Consider the following 17,624-nt stretch of genomic DNA (forward strand, 5'->3'; position numbering starts at 1 on the left):
GTGGGGTGGCGGGGGGCCTGAGTAGTCGGTTACTCAGGTGATTACTCAGGCCGTGGCGGGTGTCGCGGTCGTACGATTTGCTCGTCGGCACGTCAGCGAGGGACGTGGGAGTCGCCGTGAGCACGGGGCCATGGGCAAGTGGCACGACACCTGCGGGCCGCGCGACGGCCGGGAGAGCGCCTGACGCGTGGCCGTTCGTCGGCCGGGTGGCCGAGCGCGAGCGTGCCCTGACGATCCTGCGGCGCAGCAACATCGTGATCGCCGGCGCCGCGGGCGTCGGCAAGTCCCGCCTGGCGTCGGAACTGGCGGCCTCGTTCAAGGCGCCCGTCCGGGTGCGCGGCACCCACGCGGCCGGTGCGCTCCCGCTGGGCGCCTTCGCCCCGCTGCTGCCCGGTGGGGAACCGGGCGCCAACCCGCTGCGCTGGGCCGCGGACGCGATCCTGGCACGCCACCCGTCCCTCCTGGTCGTCGACGACGCGCATCTGCTCGACGCCTCCTCCGCCGCCCTGGCCCACCAGCTGTCCGCCCGCGTGCGCGTGCTGGCGACGGTGCGGACGGGCCAGGAGTGCCCCGACTCGGTCGCGGCCCTGTGGGAGGACGACCGGGGCGCCCGTCTCGACCTCGACCCGCTCGCGCAGGACGAGACGGCCGAGCTGCTGTCGGGTGTGCTCGGCGGCCAGGTCGACCGGTCGGCGGCGGTGCGGCTGCACGAGCTGAGCCAGGGCAACGCGCTGCTCCTGCGCGAGCTGGTGGCCGCGGCGCTGGAGGGCGGTGTTCTCGCGCGGCCTGGCCAGGTGTGGCGGCTCGACGGGGAGGTGCCGCGTGCCCCGCGTCTCATCGAGGTGATCGGGCGCCGGATGGGCAGGTACGGCGAGGCGGTGACGGCGGTGCTGGAGCTGGTCGCGCTGGCCGAGCCGATCGGCCTGGCCCCGCTGGTGACCGTGGCCGGACACGAGGCCGTCGAGGAGGCGGAGGAGCGCGGCCTGGTCCAGGTGGTCGCGGGTGGCAGGCGTACGGAGGTCAGGCTCGCCCACCCGTTGTACGGCGAGGTGGTCCGTGCCCGCGCGCCCGTCCTGCGCCTGCGCCGCCGCTACCGGGAGCTGGCCGAGGCCGTCGAGGCGACCGGCGCCCGCCGCAGGGAGGACGTGTTGCGCGTCGCCGCCTGGCGCCTGGAGAGCGGGACTCCCACCCGGCCCGCCCCGCTGTTGCGGGCGGCGCGGACCGCGTGGGCCGCGCACGACTACCCGCTCGGGCTGCGCCTGGCCGGGGCCGCGTGGGACAACAGCTCGGGCGCCGACGTGCCCGACGGGTACCGCGCCGACGCCGCCATCATGTACGGCACGCTGCTCAATTACTCGGGTCGCGCGGAGGAGGCGCTGGCCCTGGTGGAGTCGGTGCCCGAGGAGGGTTGCGACGAGCGCCGCCGTACCGAGCTGACGCTCACCCGCGCCTGGAGCCTGGCCTTCGGGCAGTTCCGCCTGGACGAGGCGGTCGGCCTGCTCACCCGCGTCCGCGAGGAGATCACCCAGCGGTCCCTGCGCCAGGATCTGAGCTGCCTGCTCCTGGTGATCGTCGGCGGCTCCGGCGATCTCGGCCGTATCCTCTCGCTCTCGGAGGCCCTGCTCGCCGAGCCTCCCGAGACGGCTGCCGTCAAGGCGCAGGCGCTGAACTGCCGGTCGGCCACGCTCGGGACGCTGGGCCGCTACGGGGAGGCGATCGCCGACATCCGCGACGCGCTCGACGACCTGCCCGAATGGCACGACGCCGTCCCGGTGATCGTCCAGCCGCTGTACTCCAACTGGGCGCTCACCTGCCTCATGTCGGCGGACCTCGACGGCGCCGACGACGTGCTGGAGCGCATGGAGCCGCTGCTGGGCCGGGGCAGGGGGTCGGTCTACGCGGCTGACAACATCGCGATCCTGCGATCGGCGGCGGCACGCCTGCGCGGCAGGTTCGCCGAGGCTCGCAGGCACGTCGCCCTGCCGTACGAGCCGAAGGGCGACGACGTGCTGTCCGGCATGGTGCTCATCGAGCGTGCCCACGTGCTGGCCCTCACCGGTGACGCGATCGGTGCTCGCGTGGCCTTCGACTCGGGGGTGGCCGGGCAGTCGCGCCACGGTTCGCTGCACGCCATGTGGCGCTACCTGACCGAACCGTGGCTGCTCGCCGCCGAGGGCGACACCCGGGGCGCCGCCGCGTTCGCGGCGCAGACCGCCGCCCATGGCCGCGGCATGGGGCTGCTGCCGTTCGTGACGGCCGCCCTGCACACGGTCGCCCGGCTCGGCTACGCGGACCTGGCCGCCGAGCACCTGCCATTCCTGGAAGAGGGTCCGCTGGAGGGCCTCTACGCGCCCGTCGTGCTCGCGCACTGCCGGGCCGCGGCGGCCGGCGACGGCGCCGCCCTGGAGGAGGTGGCCGCGGCGTTCGAGCGGCTCGGCTGCATCCCGTTCGCGGCCGAGGCGCTGGCCCAGGCCGCTGCCGCGTGGGAACGCTCAGGCCGGGCGACGGCCTCGCGCGTCGCGGCGGGCCGGGCCTGGACGCTCGCCGCCCGATGCGAGGGCCTCGCCACCCCGGCGGTCGCGGGCCTGACGGCTCCCGGCCTGACCCGGCGCGAGGCGGAGATCGCCAGGCTGGCGTGCGCGGGCCTGTCGAGCAAGCAGATCGCCGAGCAGCTCGTGCTGTCGACTCGGACGGTCGACAACCACCTGCAGAGCGTGTACGGCAAGCTCGGCGTCACGAGCCGCGCGGAGCTGAAGCGCGTCCTGGTCTAGCACCGGCCACGCGGCGGTCAGCCCGCCTGGCCGTACGCCTCACCCAGCCAGCGCCTGATCTCGTCGTCGACGTCGGCGACGGCCCTCATCTCGATGTGGTGCATCCACACCTGACGCGCGGGATGGGCCACCTCCTTGAACCTGGACGAGTCGATCGCGTGGTCCAGCACGATGCTCAGGACGACGGGCACATCGGAATCGACGTACGTGCCCGGCCGCCACACGTAGGCGAAGCCCTTGCGGCGGCGGAAGGCGATCTGGCTCTTGGACACCCGGACGGTGGCCTCACCGATGGACTCGACGGCTCCGGCGATCTTTTGATAGATCGCCGGCCCCTCCGGGGAATCTTCGAAGAACTCCTCGACAGTCGGCACCCTCATCAGCCTACGCAGGCCCGCCGAGCTCGCCGATCAGGTCGGTCTGCTCGGCGATGAGCGTCTCCACGAACGCGGCCGTCGGCGGGTGCTGCCCGCCGGCCCTGACCGTCTCGGCCATCCGTATCCCGCTCCCCAGATGCGCGGCAAGGACGGACTTCCACAACCGGTCGAACCCCGAGCCATCGCGCCGCTCCAGCACGTCGAACTGCACGGGGGAGAGCATGCCCGGCATCGTGTGCCCGCCGTCGGGCGCCTTGGACGGCACCGCCGCGCCCCAGCCGCGCAGCCACCCCGACATCAGGGCGATGTCGGCCTTCTCCTTCTTGATCAGGTCCGTGGCCAGCCCGCGCACCCCGCCGTCACCCGATCGTTCCACGGCGAGCTCGGCGAGCTGGATGGTCTGCAGGTGGTGCGGGATCATCTGCTGGGAGAAGGCGAGATCGGCCGGGTTGTAGCCGGCGCCCGACGGGACGGGCGGGCTCGCCGCCGCGGCGCAGGCGCCCGTGAGGGCCAGCACCAGGACGATCCCCGCCAGGCGCACGGCTGACATGGCACTCCCTTCGTGAGGTTCACGGGGAGATACGCGCCGGCACCCGTCGCGGTTCGACGCCTCAGCCGCCCATCAGTCGGGCGAGCCGGTCCCAGGCCGGGGACGACGCTCCGGGCTGCGTCTGGGCGGCCAGTTTGGCGATCTCGGGGTTGTCGACCGGCTCGCACTCCGACCGGCTCGGATGCATCATGAGCCAGGTCCGCGTGCGGTCGGCGAGGCCGGGCAGGCGCGGGTCGTCCGGCGACCAGTCGTAGGCGGCGTCGTGGGCGAGGTAGAGGTCGCGGAACTCCGGGTCGGCCATGAGCTCGCGCTTCTCGGCGATCCACGAGGCGGCGGCGTCGGGCGATGCGGTCTGCATGAGGATCCAGCCGTCTCGCTCCACCCGGACCGCGCGCTCGCTGACGCCGAGGCTCCGCAGGTCGTCGAGGTAGTCGGCGACCTGCGGGGAGACGTAGAGCCAGTCGCCGCCGCGCAGCTGGGAGAGCTGGTCGCGGGTCACCTGCAACTGGGCGATCCGCTCGTCGATGTCACGGTCGATCTCGCCGATGGCCGCGGCCAGGGTGTCGGGGTCGGCGTCGAGCAGGTCCTTGATCCGCGCCAGCGGCACGCCCGCCCCCGCCAGCGTGCGGATCTTGATGAGGGTGACGGCGTCGCCGGCGCTGTAGCGGCGGTAGCCGGACGAGTCGCGCTCCGGCTCGGTGAGCAGGCCGCGCTCGTGGTAGTGGCGTATGGCCTTGATGGTCACTCCGGCATAGGCCGCGAGCTGGCCGATCGTGAGCATGGGGGAGATCCTGTCATGACCGGCGGGCCAGCCGGCCGCCGCCGTTGCGGAAGCGCGCCTGCCCGTCGCGGACGTCGTGGTAGGAGACGAGCAGCAGGCGCAGGTAACCGTCGAAGGCCTCCAGCGGGTATCCGGCGGGCGCGAACAGCCCTGGGCCCACGGGCACGTAGCGCTGCGGCGGCGCCGAGGTCGTGCCGCCGGCGAACTCGGTGAAGATCCGCTCCTGGGAGGGGTCCGCTGGCTCGTAGGTGGTGACCTCCTCCAGCTGGCCGTCGACGACGCTGACGTCGATGCGGAGCTGGTTCGAGCGGTAGGTGCCTGCGTACGGCGTGAGATCGACGTCCTGCTCCTCGCCTGCCACCAGCCGGGGGAGCTCGACGCCCAGGTGCTCGGTGAGGATCAGCTGCAGGAGCCGGTCCTGCAGCATGATCGCCCCCGGGCTGTTGCCGTACGCGGCGAAGACCAGGTCGTGCTCCGGGATGACGCACAGCAGGGAGACCCCGCCGGGGGAGGCGCCCGACATGGCCAGCACCGTCGTGCCGCCGAACGGGTACAGGACCCAGCCCAGGCCGATCGGCGGGGTGTTGGGGCTGTCCATGTCGAAGGAGACCTGCTGCATGAGGGCGGTAGACCCGGCCGACAGGACCCTCGTGCCCGACGGCGAGACGCCGCCCGCGAGGTGGGTGCGCCCGAAGGTGAGCAGGTCGGCGATGGTGCCGATCGGCGTTCCCCCGGCCGGTCCCCAGGTGTCGGGCAGGGTGAACATGGTGGTGGGCCTGGGGGCCATGGTCTCGAGGTCGAGGAAGTGGCCGACCGCCGTGCTGCGCAGGATGGCCTGCTCGGCGGAGGTGCTGGAGTCCGTCATGCCGGCCGGGCCGTAGACGTCGCGGGCGAGCAACTCGGGGTACGGCAGGCCGGTCACGACCTCCAGCAGGCGCCCGGCCACGATCATGCCGCCGTTGGAGTAGCTGAGCTGCTCGCCGGACTCGAACAGGGTGCCCGTCGGCATGCCCTCGACGTAGGCCTTCAGGGCGTCGCGGCCCTTGTCGCCGGGGAAGTACAGGTCGGCGTCGATGCCGTTGGTGTGGCCGATCAGGTGGCGGACCAGGATCTTCTCGGACACGGCCGCGAACTCGGGCAGGTACGTCACCACCGGGGCATCCAGGTCGAGGACTCCGCGGTCGACCTGCTGCAGCACCAGGGTCGTGGTCAGCACCTTGGTGACGGAGCCGAGGAGGAAGCCGGTGTGCTCCAGCATCGGGGCGCCGGTGGTGACGTTGGCGGTGCCGTGGGCGACGACGACCTGCTCGCCCCCTTGGTGGATGCCGGCCACGAAGCCGGGGATGGCGTCGGATTCGCAGGCGGCGGCGATGTGGTCACGGATCTTGGTGGCGGTGGTGTTCAGCGCGTTGGCATTCATGTGAGCAATCGTCGAAGGTTGCCCTAGGGGCAGGGTCAAGCCCTTGACGAGAAATTTGTGCGCACACCGATCCAGCGCCCCTCCTGCAAACCGTCGCGCCTGGTGTCGATCACCTTGGCTGCCAGAAGTGCCACAAATCATGACTTATGTGTCATACCTCTAGGTCTCCCGCTTTTCGGGCGTCTCGGTTAGCATCGGGATGCACTCATTGGCGGGGTTGCGGGGTGTGTTTCGAGCTGATGACCACCATTGGGGATTCTTCGCAAGAGTGGCCGGCTTCGCTCGATATCGACGCGATGCGTGCCGATGGCTGGCGTGGTCATCCGTTCCGGCAGTTTCTTCTCAAGGTTCACAGTCGCTGCAATCTCTCCTGTGACTACTGCTACGTTTACACGCTTGCCGACCAGAGCTGGCGTACCAAACCCATGGTTATGAGCCCAGAACTCATCTCGGTGGCGGCCCAGCGCATTTCTGAACACGCCACGGCACACGGGGTGTCTTCTGTTCGCGTAATCCTGCACGGGGGCGAACCACTGCTGGCGGGCCACGACTATCTGGGGAAGGTCGTGGAGGTCGTCCGCGGGGAGGCAGGACCAGGACTTCAGGTCGAGGCGGCCGTGCAGACCAATGCGGTGCTGCTCGATGAGAGCGCCCTGCAGACCTTCCTGTCGCTGGGTGTCCGCGTCGGTGTGAGCCTGGACGGCAACCCGGACACGAACGACAGGAACCGGCGCTTCGCCGACGGACGAGGTAGCTACGCGGCCGTCGCACGTGCACTGCACCTGCTCATGAGCGCTCCGTACAGGCGGCTCTACAGCGGTCTCCTGTGCACCATCGACCTGACCAACGATCCCATCGAGACGTATCGGGCGCTGGCGGAGTTCGCGCCCCCTTCTGTGGATTTCCTGTTGCCGCACGCGACCTGGGACTCTCCTCCTCCAGGGCGAGGCCGGGACTCTGGCGAGACGCCATATGCGGACTGGTTGATCGCCATCTACGATTATTGGTACGCCAGCGGTACCGATATCGTGATCAGGCTGTTCGAAGAGATTATCCATTTGCTGCTCGGCGGGGCGTCGGCGAGTGAGTCCGTCGGGCTGACCCCATCCACTCTGGTCGTGATCGAAACCGACGGCACGATTGAGCAGACGGACTCACTCAAGGTGGTAGCCGAAGGTGCGCCCGCCACCGGTTTCAACATCGTGGACCACACGTTTGATCGTGTGCTCCGGCACCCGGGCGTCGTCGCCAGGCAAATGGGCTGGGAAGGGCTGAGCGACACCTGCAAGGCCTGTGACTACGGTCGCGTCTGCGGCGCGGGCCTGTATCCGCACAGGTACCGGAGCGGGAGTGGCTTCCTCAACCCCTCTGTCTACAGTGCCGATCTCTACCACCTGATTGATCACATCCGCCGGCGCCTGGCCACGGACCTGAGGCAGTCGACACGCTGAGGAGACTTCATGGAGTTGGGTCTGCACGAGCTACCCGCCAGGGCATTCGACCTGCTCGCAGCAGGTGCCGGCGGTGCCGATGCGGCGGCCCTCCTCGTCGCGGCCCAGCACAGCAAGAACCGAACCCTCATCACGGGCATCGCAGACCAGGCCGAGAGTGCGCAGCCCGGATTCCAGCTGCTCGCTGAGATGGCCAGGGAGGCGCCTGACGCGGTGAGGGCGGTGATCACCTACCCGGCTGTGGGACTTTGGGCCCTGCGCACGCTTCGCGCGCTCCTTCACGGGGAGCGGGTCATGGTCGAACCGGCACGGCTGGGCGCCGTGGCGGCCGCGGCTGCCGTTCACGCCAGAGTCGACTGCAGAATCCAGGTGCCGACGGATGGGAACGGTCTGACGATGCCCTCTGTCGGGAGGGTGATGACTGGCGTGACGGGACTGGTCGAGATCGAAGTCCGGGACGGTGCACTCAGCGTTGACGGGCGGTTCGTCGACATCCCGCAGGACCGTGAGTGGTGGGTGCCACTGCGCCGTATCGGGGTACAGGGCGGCCCGTGCTTCGTGATCGACGATCTCGACCCACACCGATGGCCTCAGACCGAGGAACTACGAGACAGGCTCTCGGGTGCGGAGGTGGCCACGTGGCAGTCGTGCCTGGATGAGGCATGGGGCCTGCTGGCCAAGGACCACTGGACCATCGCGATGGAGTCGCAGCTGATCCTGTCGGCATTCGTTCCGATCAGCGCGCCGGCAGGAAGCCAGAACAGCGCGTCATCGCGCACTGCCTTCGGCGCCATGGCCGCATCCACACCCTTCGACGGTCTATGGCTGGCGTCGACGCTGGCCCATGAAGTGCAGCACGCCAAGCTCGGCGCCATCCTCGATATGACGCCGTTGACCAGGCCGGACGAGCGTCGCTACTACGCTCCATGGCGTCCGGACCCACGGCCGCTCAGCGGACTGCTGCAAGGGACCTACGCATACCTCGGCGTCGCCGGCTTCTGGCGCAGGCAGCGGGAGGCCGACAACGAACCACGGTCCCATGCGGAGTTCGCGCACTGGCGCCGTTCGGCCTTTGACGCGTGTCGCACGCTACTGGACAGCGAACGTTTGACCCCTCAGGGCGAACGGTTCGTCATGGGCATGACTCGAACACTGTCCACCTGGCTGGACGAGGCCGTCCCCGGGGACGCACTGATGGAGGCGCACCGCCAAGCGGAGGCACACCGTGTGGCCTGGACGAGCCGCAACGGTCGTCCGGCTACAGCACCACTGGATCGAAGTCCCAGCTGAACCGCTCACCGCTGTTGGCACGCCTGGCCTCTGCGTGACTAGACCTGAGCGTCTTCTCGTACAGCTCCATGGTGCGCTTCCATAGATCCTCGGCTTCCTGTGTGGATCCCAAGGAACGCAGGTCCATGGACAGATTGATGGCCGCCGACAGCGTGAGGTAGTGCTCGGGGCCATACGTGGCTGTGAGTGAGCGCAGTGTGTCATCGCCCAAACGCCTGGCCTCGTCCCAATCCGTCTGCGCGGCGCAGTCGCTGGCCAGGTTCATCGTCGAGGCGAATGTGTATTCATGGAAGGCACCGAGTCGGGTGAGCAGGCTTGTCCGGACGCTGGTGTCGAGCTTTCTCGCTGCTGAGACGTCGCCGCGGAGTCTAAGCGCCAGGGCCATGTTGGTCCTGCACCCGTAGACGAAGGGGTGCTCCTCACCGAACACGCGAATGTATCTGGGCTGCACATCCTTGATCCAGCGCAGTGCCTCGTCGAAATGGCCGCTTTCGCGGAGGCAGTTGGAGACCGCCACGGCTGCCGCCATGGTGTCGGGGTTGTCGGCTCCGAGGAGTCTCAGCAACCGGCCGTGGGTCTCTTCAGCACGGATGTGCGCGGCCTCCAGGTCGCCGTTGCTGCGCTCGGCGATGGAGAGTTCCTTGGCTGTGACGAGAGTGAGTGGATGCTCAGCCGACAGTTCCCGACGCCCGAACTCGTAGGCCTCCTTGCCCAATTCGATCGCCTGCTCGTAGTCGCCGCTGAGCCTTACAACTCTGGCCAGTCCGTTCCAGGCGACCAGGACGTCCGCGGTGCCGACGCCCTTTCTTGCGCTGCTCTGCTCAAGGTATGCCAGCTTGTGCAGGTCCTGGGACCTGCGGAAGTCGCTCAGCAGTGCGTAGTCGAGGGCGAGGTTGTTGATTGCGCGCAATGTGAGCGGGTCACGAGCGCCGAAGTTCTCCTCGCTTGCAGTCATCGAGGCTGAATCGAGATCGAGCGCGGCCTTGAAGTCGCCCTTTGCGCGCAGATTCGCCCCGTAGATGGCGGCGACGCGCAGGGTCTCGTCGTTCGCGGGGCCGAATTTGGCACTGAGCAGCCTGTGAGTTTCCTCGCTGATCCGTCGAGATTCGGCGAATTCACCGAGGTACCAGAGCACGGTCGCCCTGTGCCGGTTCACCCGGAGCACGTCGAGATCGTTCTCGTCGGAGGCGCGTGTCCACTCGTCCGAGAGAGTCTCGGCCAGGAGCTTGGCGGCTTGATAGTCACCTCGGCGGTACAGAAACCGGACAAGCTTGATGGACAGCGAGCGTGGGCCAGGAGCAGGGCACGTGCGGAGGCGGCACGGCCCGATGTGGCTGACCAGCTCGCCGAAGCGTCGCCACATCGTCGTGTTCTCGGGGTCCTCCGGCGAGCTGGCGGCCAGCAGCAGGTGCACATCGTGTCGGAACTGCTCCTGCAGTTCCTTGCCGAGGGCGTCTCGCAGCAATGCCTGGATCAGCCGATGCACCTGGACAGTACCGGCTTCGTTGTCGATCCGAGCGAGGGCGAATCGGTTCAACTCGCCGAAGGCGCTCGACAGCATCAACGGGTCCTTGAGGATCTCACCGAGTTCGCCCGCGATGCCCGCGCTGTTCCCCAGCCGGAACAGGTCTCTGGGGATCGGGTCGGGGCCGAAGAACGCAAGGCATCGCAGCAGAGTCGCTGCTGATGGCATTCGCGACTCGATTGCTTGCACGGAGAGTTGCCACGCCGCTGTCAGGGACTGCGGGTAGTCGGTGGACTGACCCACGTTCAGGGTCCGTCTAGCTTGCGCGGTCAGCGCGTCGATGTACTCGTCGGTGGACATGCCGGTCTCGGCCTTGAACGAAGCAGCCTGTTCCAGGGCCAAGGGGAGGTCGCCCAGCGCGTCTGAGAGCCGGAAGGCTTCGTCCGCGGTGATCCCCCTACGGAGACGCTTCTGGAGGAACTCGACGCTTTCTTCTCTTGTGAAGACATCGACCGGCACGCTGTGCGTGGCGGCACTCCACCGGGTGTTCCGGGAGGTGATGAGGACGTGACCGGGGCCGCCGTCGGGGAAGAACTGACGCACGGATTCCGGGTCGTCGGCGTTGTCGAAGATCAGTAGCCACCGGCCGTACGGGCTGCCCTGCTGCAACGCCCGCCGTACGGAGACCACCGCCTCGTCGATGCCCACCAGGCTGGCTTTCTGCAGTCCGAGTTCAGGTGCGAGGTCGGCGAGCGCGGCGGGAACCAGGTGGGCCTGATCGGCCACGATCCACCAGACAACGTCATATTCGTGGCCATACACCCAGGCGTATTGCGTCACCAACTGGGTCTTTCCGACGCCGCCCAGGCCATGGAGGGCGTGAGGAGTGGGCGCTTCGGCGATGACCGCAGTGGGCTCGGGTGCGCCCATACGGGATCTCAGTTGTTCCAGCAGGGATGCGCGTCCTGTGAAGTTGGGATTCCTGGGCGGAACGTTTCCCCAGACCTTCGGCCTCCGCAGCACCGGTCGCTCGTTTGCCTGCTCACTCACGCTGCCTCCCGTGGAACATCCCGCTATGTCAGATCCTAGATTGATTTCGCCCAATTGCCGCCTCACAATCGAGATAAGACACAAGATCAGAAGTGCGTGCCGAAACTTCAATACTGGTTCGTCCGAAATCCAGGAGCGCAGATGGGTGAAGACTCCTTTCAGGGGCTGCTAGACGTGAACGAGATCGACCTCGAACTTCTTCTCAATGCACAGTCACCCGCTCTGATCAGGGCATACGAGCATTTGGCCGCGGCCAGCAACGACATCACGGCCGGCTTTCAATCTGCATTGTGATGCACAGGTTCTTCTCTGCCCCTCGGATGGAGCCGAACAGACTGGCAGAATCGCTGCGTGGACGGGACACTGGCGATGAATCCACACGGCCGCCAATTACACCGGGAGCTGGGATTCGTGGGCGCTCACGCCTTCCGCCGCGAAGACTCCCTCCGCTTCTTCGGTAGGGAAACCGAGGCCGCCGAGCTTGCGACGGCGTGGCAGACGAACCCGGTCACGATCTTGCGCGGTGCGGCATCCGTCGGGAAGTCATCGCTCCTGGCAGCGGGCATCACACCCTTGCTGGCCCCGTATCGGACAGATGTGCTCCCCGCCGGACGACTGTGGATGCCGCCTTGGATGCCGATCGCCTTGATCCGCGAGGACGGGAATCCGCTCGTCACGGCGTTGGTGTCGTCCTGGGCGCCCCACGAACCCGTGACGACGCTGTCGAACCAATCGCTCCACACATTTCTGAGCGGGAGGCCGGTCAGACGCGACTCCTCGGGGAACAAAGTCCCGGTCCTGGCAGCCATCGATGATGTAGCAGGCCTTTTCGACGGCCGGGAAATGACTGACCATGCGGCCGATCTTCTTGACCAAGTGTGTGACGCCCTGGACAGCGACTTACCGTTGCACCTGCTGATCATTGCGGATGACGAGCACCACGACGCCCTGCTGGACCACTCCAGGCTGAGCCGGCTGTTGACCAGACCATCGTTCGTGCTGCAGCCGTTGACGGTGAAGGGAGCTCTCGATGCGTTGGTGCAGCCCGTCGAGGACGACGGCCGTACCTTCGCTCCGGGCGTGGCCGAATCACTGATCGACGATCTGCGCGGGGCGGCGTCCGCCGTGGATCCACTGTTGTTGCAGCTCGCCTGCACATCTGCCCTTGAACACCTACCTTCGGATCGGCTGGAGATCACCGATCAGGATCTGGCTCCTGCGGACCGGTCCCTGGCCGCATACTGTGACCGCCTTCTCGAGGAGGTGGCCGAGGATCATTTCGCCGGAGAGAGCGCCGATCTCCGAAAACGACTATGGGATGTGTTCGTCAGTTCCGAAGGGCTGCCGGAAGGTGTTCAGCGCGAGGTCGCCGTGGCTGCCGGTATGCCGGGCCGTGCCCTGGACGCCCTGGTCGCCGGGCGGCTCCTCTCCTTATCGAGGGGGACCCTGCGGATCCGACATGAGCGCTTGATCGTTCCGTTGACGTTCCAGGAAGTCCCCCACCCGACAGAACCGACCGGCGATGACCATTTCCGCATCGCCGTTGCTGCGTATCACACGGGCTGGTACGACATCGCCGCCGTCCGAGCTGAAGCGGCCCGGCTGACGGAGTCAGGACCACCGGCCGCCGCGGTCGAAGTCCTGCTGGGAAACATCGCCTATCGCGAGAACGACCTGGTTGCGGCGCAGTCCCACTACCAGACCGCCGCGGCGGGTCCCGCGTCGAATAGGACGGTCGCAACGCTGCTCACTGCTGTCGGACGGATCCTGATCCAAAGAGGGCTCTTCGACCAGGCCGTGAACACCTTGGAGTCCGCCGTCAGACGAGAGCCGAGGAATTCCGCCATCCAGACTGAGCTTGCCTGGGGGTTGTGGTTTTCGGGTAGTGCGAACGGCGCCATTGACGTCCTCGACGACACCCTGGCGATGCAGGGGAATGCGAATGAGGCGCTGCGCGCACGAGCCGAAATCATGGCAGACCTCACCCAACCGGAAATGGCCCTGCGTGATCTCAACCGGGTGAGATCCCCGCACCCGGCCTCCACCAAGACGGCCTATGCGCTCGCCATGGCACTCAGCGGTAATGTCGCGAAGGCACTTGAGGTCATTCCTGCGATGGACGACGAACGTGACAGTTCCACCCTGCTTCGCGCTGCCAGGGTCATGCACGTGGCAGGGCGTCACTCGGAAGCGGGGCGACTGGCTCGCCGGGCCCAGCAAGGTGAGGGTCATCCTGTTCTTCTGCCGCCGGGCCTGGTGGAAGAAGCCGCGCGACTGGGACGCCAAGGCTGACTAACCATCGTGATCGGGACCGGGATGCTTTACTCTCTGACGAGTGTCAACGCCCTTACTGACCTCTGATGAGCGCGTAGCGTATCCACCGTTGGGGATTTCCGCGACGGGCGAATCCAGGGGGACCAAACGGGGGGTGATTCGTCCTTATCAGCGGCTCCTGGTTAAAAATGTCCAATTTCGCCGTTCATGGAGTGCGTCAGCTCTCTCCATGCTGGGAACCCGCACCCTGAGCGTCACGTATCCGCTGCTCGGATACAGCCTGACGGACTCGGCTACATGGACTGCCGTCGTGGTATTCGCCGCAACCGTGCCGGGGCTTTTCTGCTACGTGCCCGCTGGCATGCTGATCGACCGTCTCGGTCCGGTCAGGGTGATGATCCGGAGTGAAGCTGTTCGTGGCGCGGTCGTCATGGTCCTCTTCTGTGTGGTGTGGACCGCACCGTTCGACCGTCAGTGGATCATGTGGGTTCTTCTGGGGGGCGCTTTCCTCGAGGGATGCTTGTCGGTTGTCTCGTCTCTCTCCGAGACGGCTCTCATTCCTGCTGTAACAGCTGGTCGCAGGGACGTCGTGACGGGTCTTGCTCTTCATGAGACCACGGCGCACGCGGTCGTCCTCGCAGGGCGCCCACTGGCCGGTGCTCTCCACGGCCTGCACCATTCGGTGTCATTCGTGATGAACGCCGTGGCCTTCATCGGATCCTCTCGACTCCTCCGTCGGGTTTCGAGGGAGTCCCCAGAGCCCACGGCCACCTCCCGGGCATCGTCCGACGGCCGGATGCGATTGGGATTCACGGAGTTGTGGGCCAACCTCCCCCTGCGAACGGCGACCCTCTTGACCGCCGTCATCAACCTTTTCGTCCAATCGCTGATCGTGGTGTTCATTTCCTATCAGTCGGCACGCGGCCTTCACACCGCAACGATCGGCATCATCTTGGCGATGTCGGGTGTGGGCGGAGTCCTGGGCGCTCTGCTGGCGCCGCTGCAGCGACTGAGATCGGACAGCGTCACGCTCCTGGCTCATCTCTGGGTGTGCGGCCTGGCGCTCGCCCTCATTCCCAGCTTCGGGTTGGCTCCATGGACGTTCGCCGTCGCCCTTTTCATGATTGGTACGGCAGGCGGGCTCAGCAACGTGACCGTCAGGAGGCTCATGAGCCATGTGCCTGGCAGGGTCATCAGCGTCTCGCGGCTGGGTAGTTACAGCACGATAGCCTTCGGTCCTGTCCTTGCAACTCTTCTGTACGAGTTCACCGATCCAGGAATCACCATCATCGTGATGGCCGCCACCACGGGTGTGCTGGCCGTCATGATGACCACGGTGCGCCGCCTTCGGGAATGCCTGATTCACTAGTCGTGCCGCTCGTGTGGCCTACGTGAGTAAAAATCTAGATATGCGTCATGCGTGGATCACCTGCACGCTGTTACTGATGTTTCTCTTCGGCGGCGTGGTTCAGGCGCTCGCTGAGCCGGCGAAACCGGAGTTCGTCGAAACCACCTCGTTCAGCATTCCGCTGGCCGACCTTGTGAACGGGCGAAAGCTCTCGGTCCTCATCGCCAACCCGGGGCCGGAGACCGCGGTTCGGATACAGGTGGTCGGCAAGGTGGCCACTGTTCTCCAGGTTCCGCAGGATGGCCTGGTCCGCCTCCCGGCCGGCGGCGTGGCCGAAGTCGTCATCGCCCCGGGCAAGCACCTCGGGGTGGCCAGCGGCCAACTGCTGCTGATTTCCCCGGCCGGAATCGACCGGCGTCCGCTGGCTGTCACTGAGACATGGTGGGAGTATCTCACCCCCGCGATCTACTGGGGTGTAGGCATCCTTGTGCTCATCAGTGGCCTGACAATATGGGCGTTTCGTCATGTACGACGGCAGCGTCGCCGTACGGCTGCGCAGGCTATGCCCACCGACGACGGGACAGACGAGGTTCTCGGCGTCTTTACCCACAGCGATGAACCAAGCGCGTCCGACGGTCTCAACCGTGCCGAGTACGCCAGCGAATTGGCCCACCTGGCGAGCGCGGCCACGCCGCCGATGGTCATCGGCATCTTCGGCGAATGGGGTATGGGGAAGACCTCGTTGATGCGACAGGTCAGACAGGCCCTGGAGGACAATCACCAGCGCTGCGCTCATGTGTGGTTCGACCCCTGGCCCCACCAGTACGACGGCAACCCGGTTCTCCCCCTGCTCCATACCATCGTGGCCGAACTCGGGCTCAGCCACCGGGAAGACATCAGCCGGGTGCTCCGCTCGATCTCCGTGTCCATGAGCTCCCTCGTGCTGCAGAAGTCCGTGGGGCTGAACTTGGATGACGTGCGCAGATCACTGCGCGAATATGACGAGACCAGCTTTCGTGTCCGCTCAGAAAGGACCCGACTCGATGAACAGCTGAGCCTGCTCATCGAACGGGCATTGAAGAGATCAGGCAAGGACCGACTGGTGGTCTTCGTCGATGACCTCGATCGTTGCGCGGCAGAGCAGATCACCACGCTTTTGGAGGCCCTCACACTCCACTTCAACCGGGACAACTGCGTCTTCGTTCTCGGTGTCGCAAAGGATCCGCTGATCGCCGCCATCCGGGAAAAGTACGGTGAGCCGCATGCGGTGAACTATCTCGACAAGATCATCCAGTTTCCCTTCGAGATGCCCCGGCTTTCGAAGGATGAGTTCAACGGGTATCTGGCGGCTCTCCTGCCGCCGGAGATCAAGCACGCCCGTCCCCTGCTCGCGATCGGGTTGCCCCGTAATCCCCGCACGATCAAGCGCTTCGTGAACGTCTTGATCCTTCAAGATCGGGTGGCCAGAGCCAGAAGCCTCAACCCCTATGATGTCGGAGTTCTCACATCGATCCTTCTTATCCGGGATGGCGACGCCGCCTTTTACGGCAGACTCAATGAAGACGCCACGCTTCTCCAGCGAGTGGCTGAGGACATCGAGACCGCGCAGGGCGAGGATATTCCGGACTGGAGCCCGCTCGCTGTGGACCTCGTGCGCTGCTTCATGAGCCTCAAGCGTCCGATTCCTGCCGATGTCCGCTCCTACATCGATCTGGTGAAGGTATCGACGTCGGTCACGGAGCCCGAACCCATGTCGTCGGACTCCGTGACCGTGACCGGACCCATTCTCTCGCGCCTGGGCAACCCCTTGCTTGAGGACACTCTGAGCCTTCTGGCGGATCGTGTGGAGCGCCACGTCGGCCAGCTCGTGGCAGAGGGAGGCCGACTCCTGGATCTCATTGTGCGTGACGTCGTGAGTTCGCAAGTATTGAGCCTGGACGACATGGTGTCCCGAGAGCGACCCGGCTTGCTCATCGTCGGCCCGCCGGGAAGTGGCAAGACCACGCTGGCGGCCCGGATCACGCAGCGCTTGCTGGAGCGTCGAAGCGGCGGTGAGATTCCCGTCTTCATCCGGTGCCGCTGGCTGAAGCCCGCCGAAGGAGGCTTAGAGCTCTGGATGACTCGAGCGCTGACCGACGAGTACCGCATCCCGAGCACTGATGCGTTCGCACTCGTCTCCCGGGCACCACTGGTGGTGGTGCTCGACGGGTTGGACGAGGTGGAGGTGTCGGCCCGCGGCCGATTGGTGAGTGCGCTCCTGAGGTGGCAGCACGTAACTGGCGCCCGCATAGTCCTGACCGACCGTGGCCGTCAGTTGCGGGGCCAACTCATCGAGGACGAGTCGTTCGAAGTCGTCCGCATTGAAGGGGTCGTTTCTCAGGATGCGGCCGCCTTGCTGGTCCAAGAGGGTCTGGATGCCGGCAGGTTGAAGGGGTTCGACAAGGCGCTGGAGAGCCCGGCCCTGCTGTCCGCGCTCGTTGCCGCAACTGACGGACTGATCGCGTCACCTGGTGGTGAAGACGTGGATCTGTTCCAGGCGTACGCGGACTGGGCAACACGCAGGTTGACTGAAGCGGGTGGCGCGAGCCTGGGACCGGTACTCAGCTACCTGGCTGAGCACCTCGCGGTCGAGGGGAAGGAGATCTTCTCGATCGAGGACGCGGAGATCAGGAGCCTGTTCCGGACCAGAGGGGTGCGTGGCATGGAAGTCGCGGCTGCCGTCCGGTCGATGGCCGAGGCAGGCCTGATCCGCGAGGTCGCCCCCGGCATGTATCACTTCCTGCACCCTGAGTTGCTCAACCACCTGGCCCGACGCTCCAGGGGCTGACGACGGCCGTTCCTCCATGT

12 protein-coding genes are annotated in these 17,624 nt (G+C 66.6%); 7 read left to right on the forward strand and 5 right to left on the reverse strand.

What is annotated here, in order from left to right; translation table 11 throughout:
- Nucleotides 1–116: 116 nt before the first annotated feature.
- Nucleotides 117–2,771 carry a LuxR C-terminal-related transcriptional regulator gene (locus ACIBH1_RS42090; RefSeq protein WP_397319687.1) on the forward strand — a complete coding sequence of 885 codons (2,655 nt, stop codon included), beginning with the start codon at nt 117–119 and terminating at the stop codon, nt 2,769–2,771.
- A gap of 17 nt (nt 2,772–2,788) precedes the next feature.
- Here ACIBH1_RS42090 and ACIBH1_RS42095 read toward each other — a convergent pair whose 3' ends face one another.
- The 4 genes from ACIBH1_RS42095 to ACIBH1_RS42110 form a co-directional block, all read right to left on the reverse strand.
- Nucleotides 2,789–3,145 carry a DUF5655 domain-containing protein gene (locus tag ACIBH1_RS42095; RefSeq protein ID WP_397319688.1) on the reverse strand — a complete coding sequence of 119 codons (357 nt, stop codon included), beginning with the start codon at nt 3,143–3,145 and terminating at the stop codon, nt 2,789–2,791.
- A gap of 10 nt (nt 3,146–3,155) precedes the next feature.
- The gene (locus ACIBH1_RS42100; protein ID WP_397319689.1) at nt 3,156–3,698 is read right to left on the reverse strand and encodes a DUF305 domain-containing protein; all 543 of its coding nucleotides are present in this window, start codon (nt 3,696–3,698) and stop codon (nt 3,156–3,158) included.
- Between the two features lie 61 nt (nt 3,699–3,759).
- Nucleotides 3,760–4,479 (reverse strand): MerR family transcriptional regulator, encoded by a 720-nt coding sequence (locus ACIBH1_RS42105; protein ID WP_397319690.1) that lies wholly within the window; start codon nt 4,477–4,479, stop codon nt 3,760–3,762.
- Nucleotides 4,480–4,492: 13 nt separating this feature from the next.
- A complete protein-coding gene (locus tag ACIBH1_RS42110; RefSeq protein ID WP_397319691.1) occupies nt 4,493–5,899 on the reverse strand; it encodes a serine hydrolase domain-containing protein in 1,407 nt (468 codons plus the stop codon).
- Nucleotides 5,900–6,123: 224 nt separating this feature from the next.
- On the opposite strand from ACIBH1_RS42110, the gene ACIBH1_RS42115 reads away from it, so the two are divergent.
- Complete coding sequence (locus ACIBH1_RS42115) at nt 6,124–7,350, forward strand: FxsB family cyclophane-forming radical SAM/SPASM peptide maturase (RefSeq protein WP_397319692.1); 1,227 nt, start codon at nt 6,124–6,126, stop codon at nt 7,348–7,350.
- 9 nt (nt 7,351–7,359) lie between these two features.
- Complete coding sequence (locus ACIBH1_RS42120) at nt 7,360–8,640, forward strand: HEXXH motif domain-containing protein (protein ID WP_397319693.1); 1,281 nt, start codon at nt 7,360–7,362, stop codon at nt 8,638–8,640.
- Here the strand turns inward: ACIBH1_RS42120 and fxsT are convergent.
- Nucleotides 8,609–11,155 (reverse strand): FxSxx-COOH system tetratricopeptide repeat protein, encoded by a 2,547-nt coding sequence (fxsT, locus tag ACIBH1_RS42125; RefSeq protein ID WP_397319694.1) that lies wholly within the window; start codon nt 11,153–11,155, stop codon nt 8,609–8,611. The genes ACIBH1_RS42120 and fxsT overlap by 32 nt on opposite strands.
- Nucleotides 11,156–11,296: 141 nt before the next feature.
- Between fxsT and ACIBH1_RS42130 the strand changes: the two genes are divergently transcribed.
- The 4 genes from ACIBH1_RS42130 to ACIBH1_RS42145 all read left to right on the forward strand — a co-directional run bounded on the left by ACIBH1_RS42130 (nt 11,297) and on the right by ACIBH1_RS42145 (nt 17,604).
- Complete coding sequence (locus tag ACIBH1_RS42130) at nt 11,297–11,449, forward strand: hypothetical protein (protein WP_397319695.1); 153 nt, start codon at nt 11,297–11,299, stop codon at nt 11,447–11,449.
- Between the two features lie 57 nt (nt 11,450–11,506).
- Nucleotides 11,507–13,447: a tetratricopeptide repeat protein gene (locus tag ACIBH1_RS42135; protein WP_397319696.1), complete on the forward strand. Its 1,941-nt coding sequence runs from the start codon at nt 11,507–11,509 to the stop codon at nt 13,445–13,447.
- Nucleotides 13,448–13,583: 136 nt separating this feature from the next.
- The gene (locus ACIBH1_RS42140) at nt 13,584–14,798 is read left to right on the forward strand and encodes an MFS transporter (RefSeq protein WP_397319697.1); all 1,215 of its coding nucleotides are present in this window, start codon (nt 13,584–13,586) and stop codon (nt 14,796–14,798) included.
- Between the two features lie 40 nt (nt 14,799–14,838).
- The gene (locus tag ACIBH1_RS42145) at nt 14,839–17,604 is read left to right on the forward strand and encodes a P-loop NTPase fold protein (RefSeq protein WP_397319698.1); all 2,766 of its coding nucleotides are present in this window, start codon (nt 14,839–14,841) and stop codon (nt 17,602–17,604) included.
- Nucleotides 17,605–17,624: the final 20 nt, after the last annotated feature.

Source organism: Nonomuraea sp. NPDC050663 (assembly GCF_044456985.1).
GTDB lineage: Bacteria > Actinomycetota > Actinomycetes > Streptosporangiales > Streptosporangiaceae > Nonomuraea.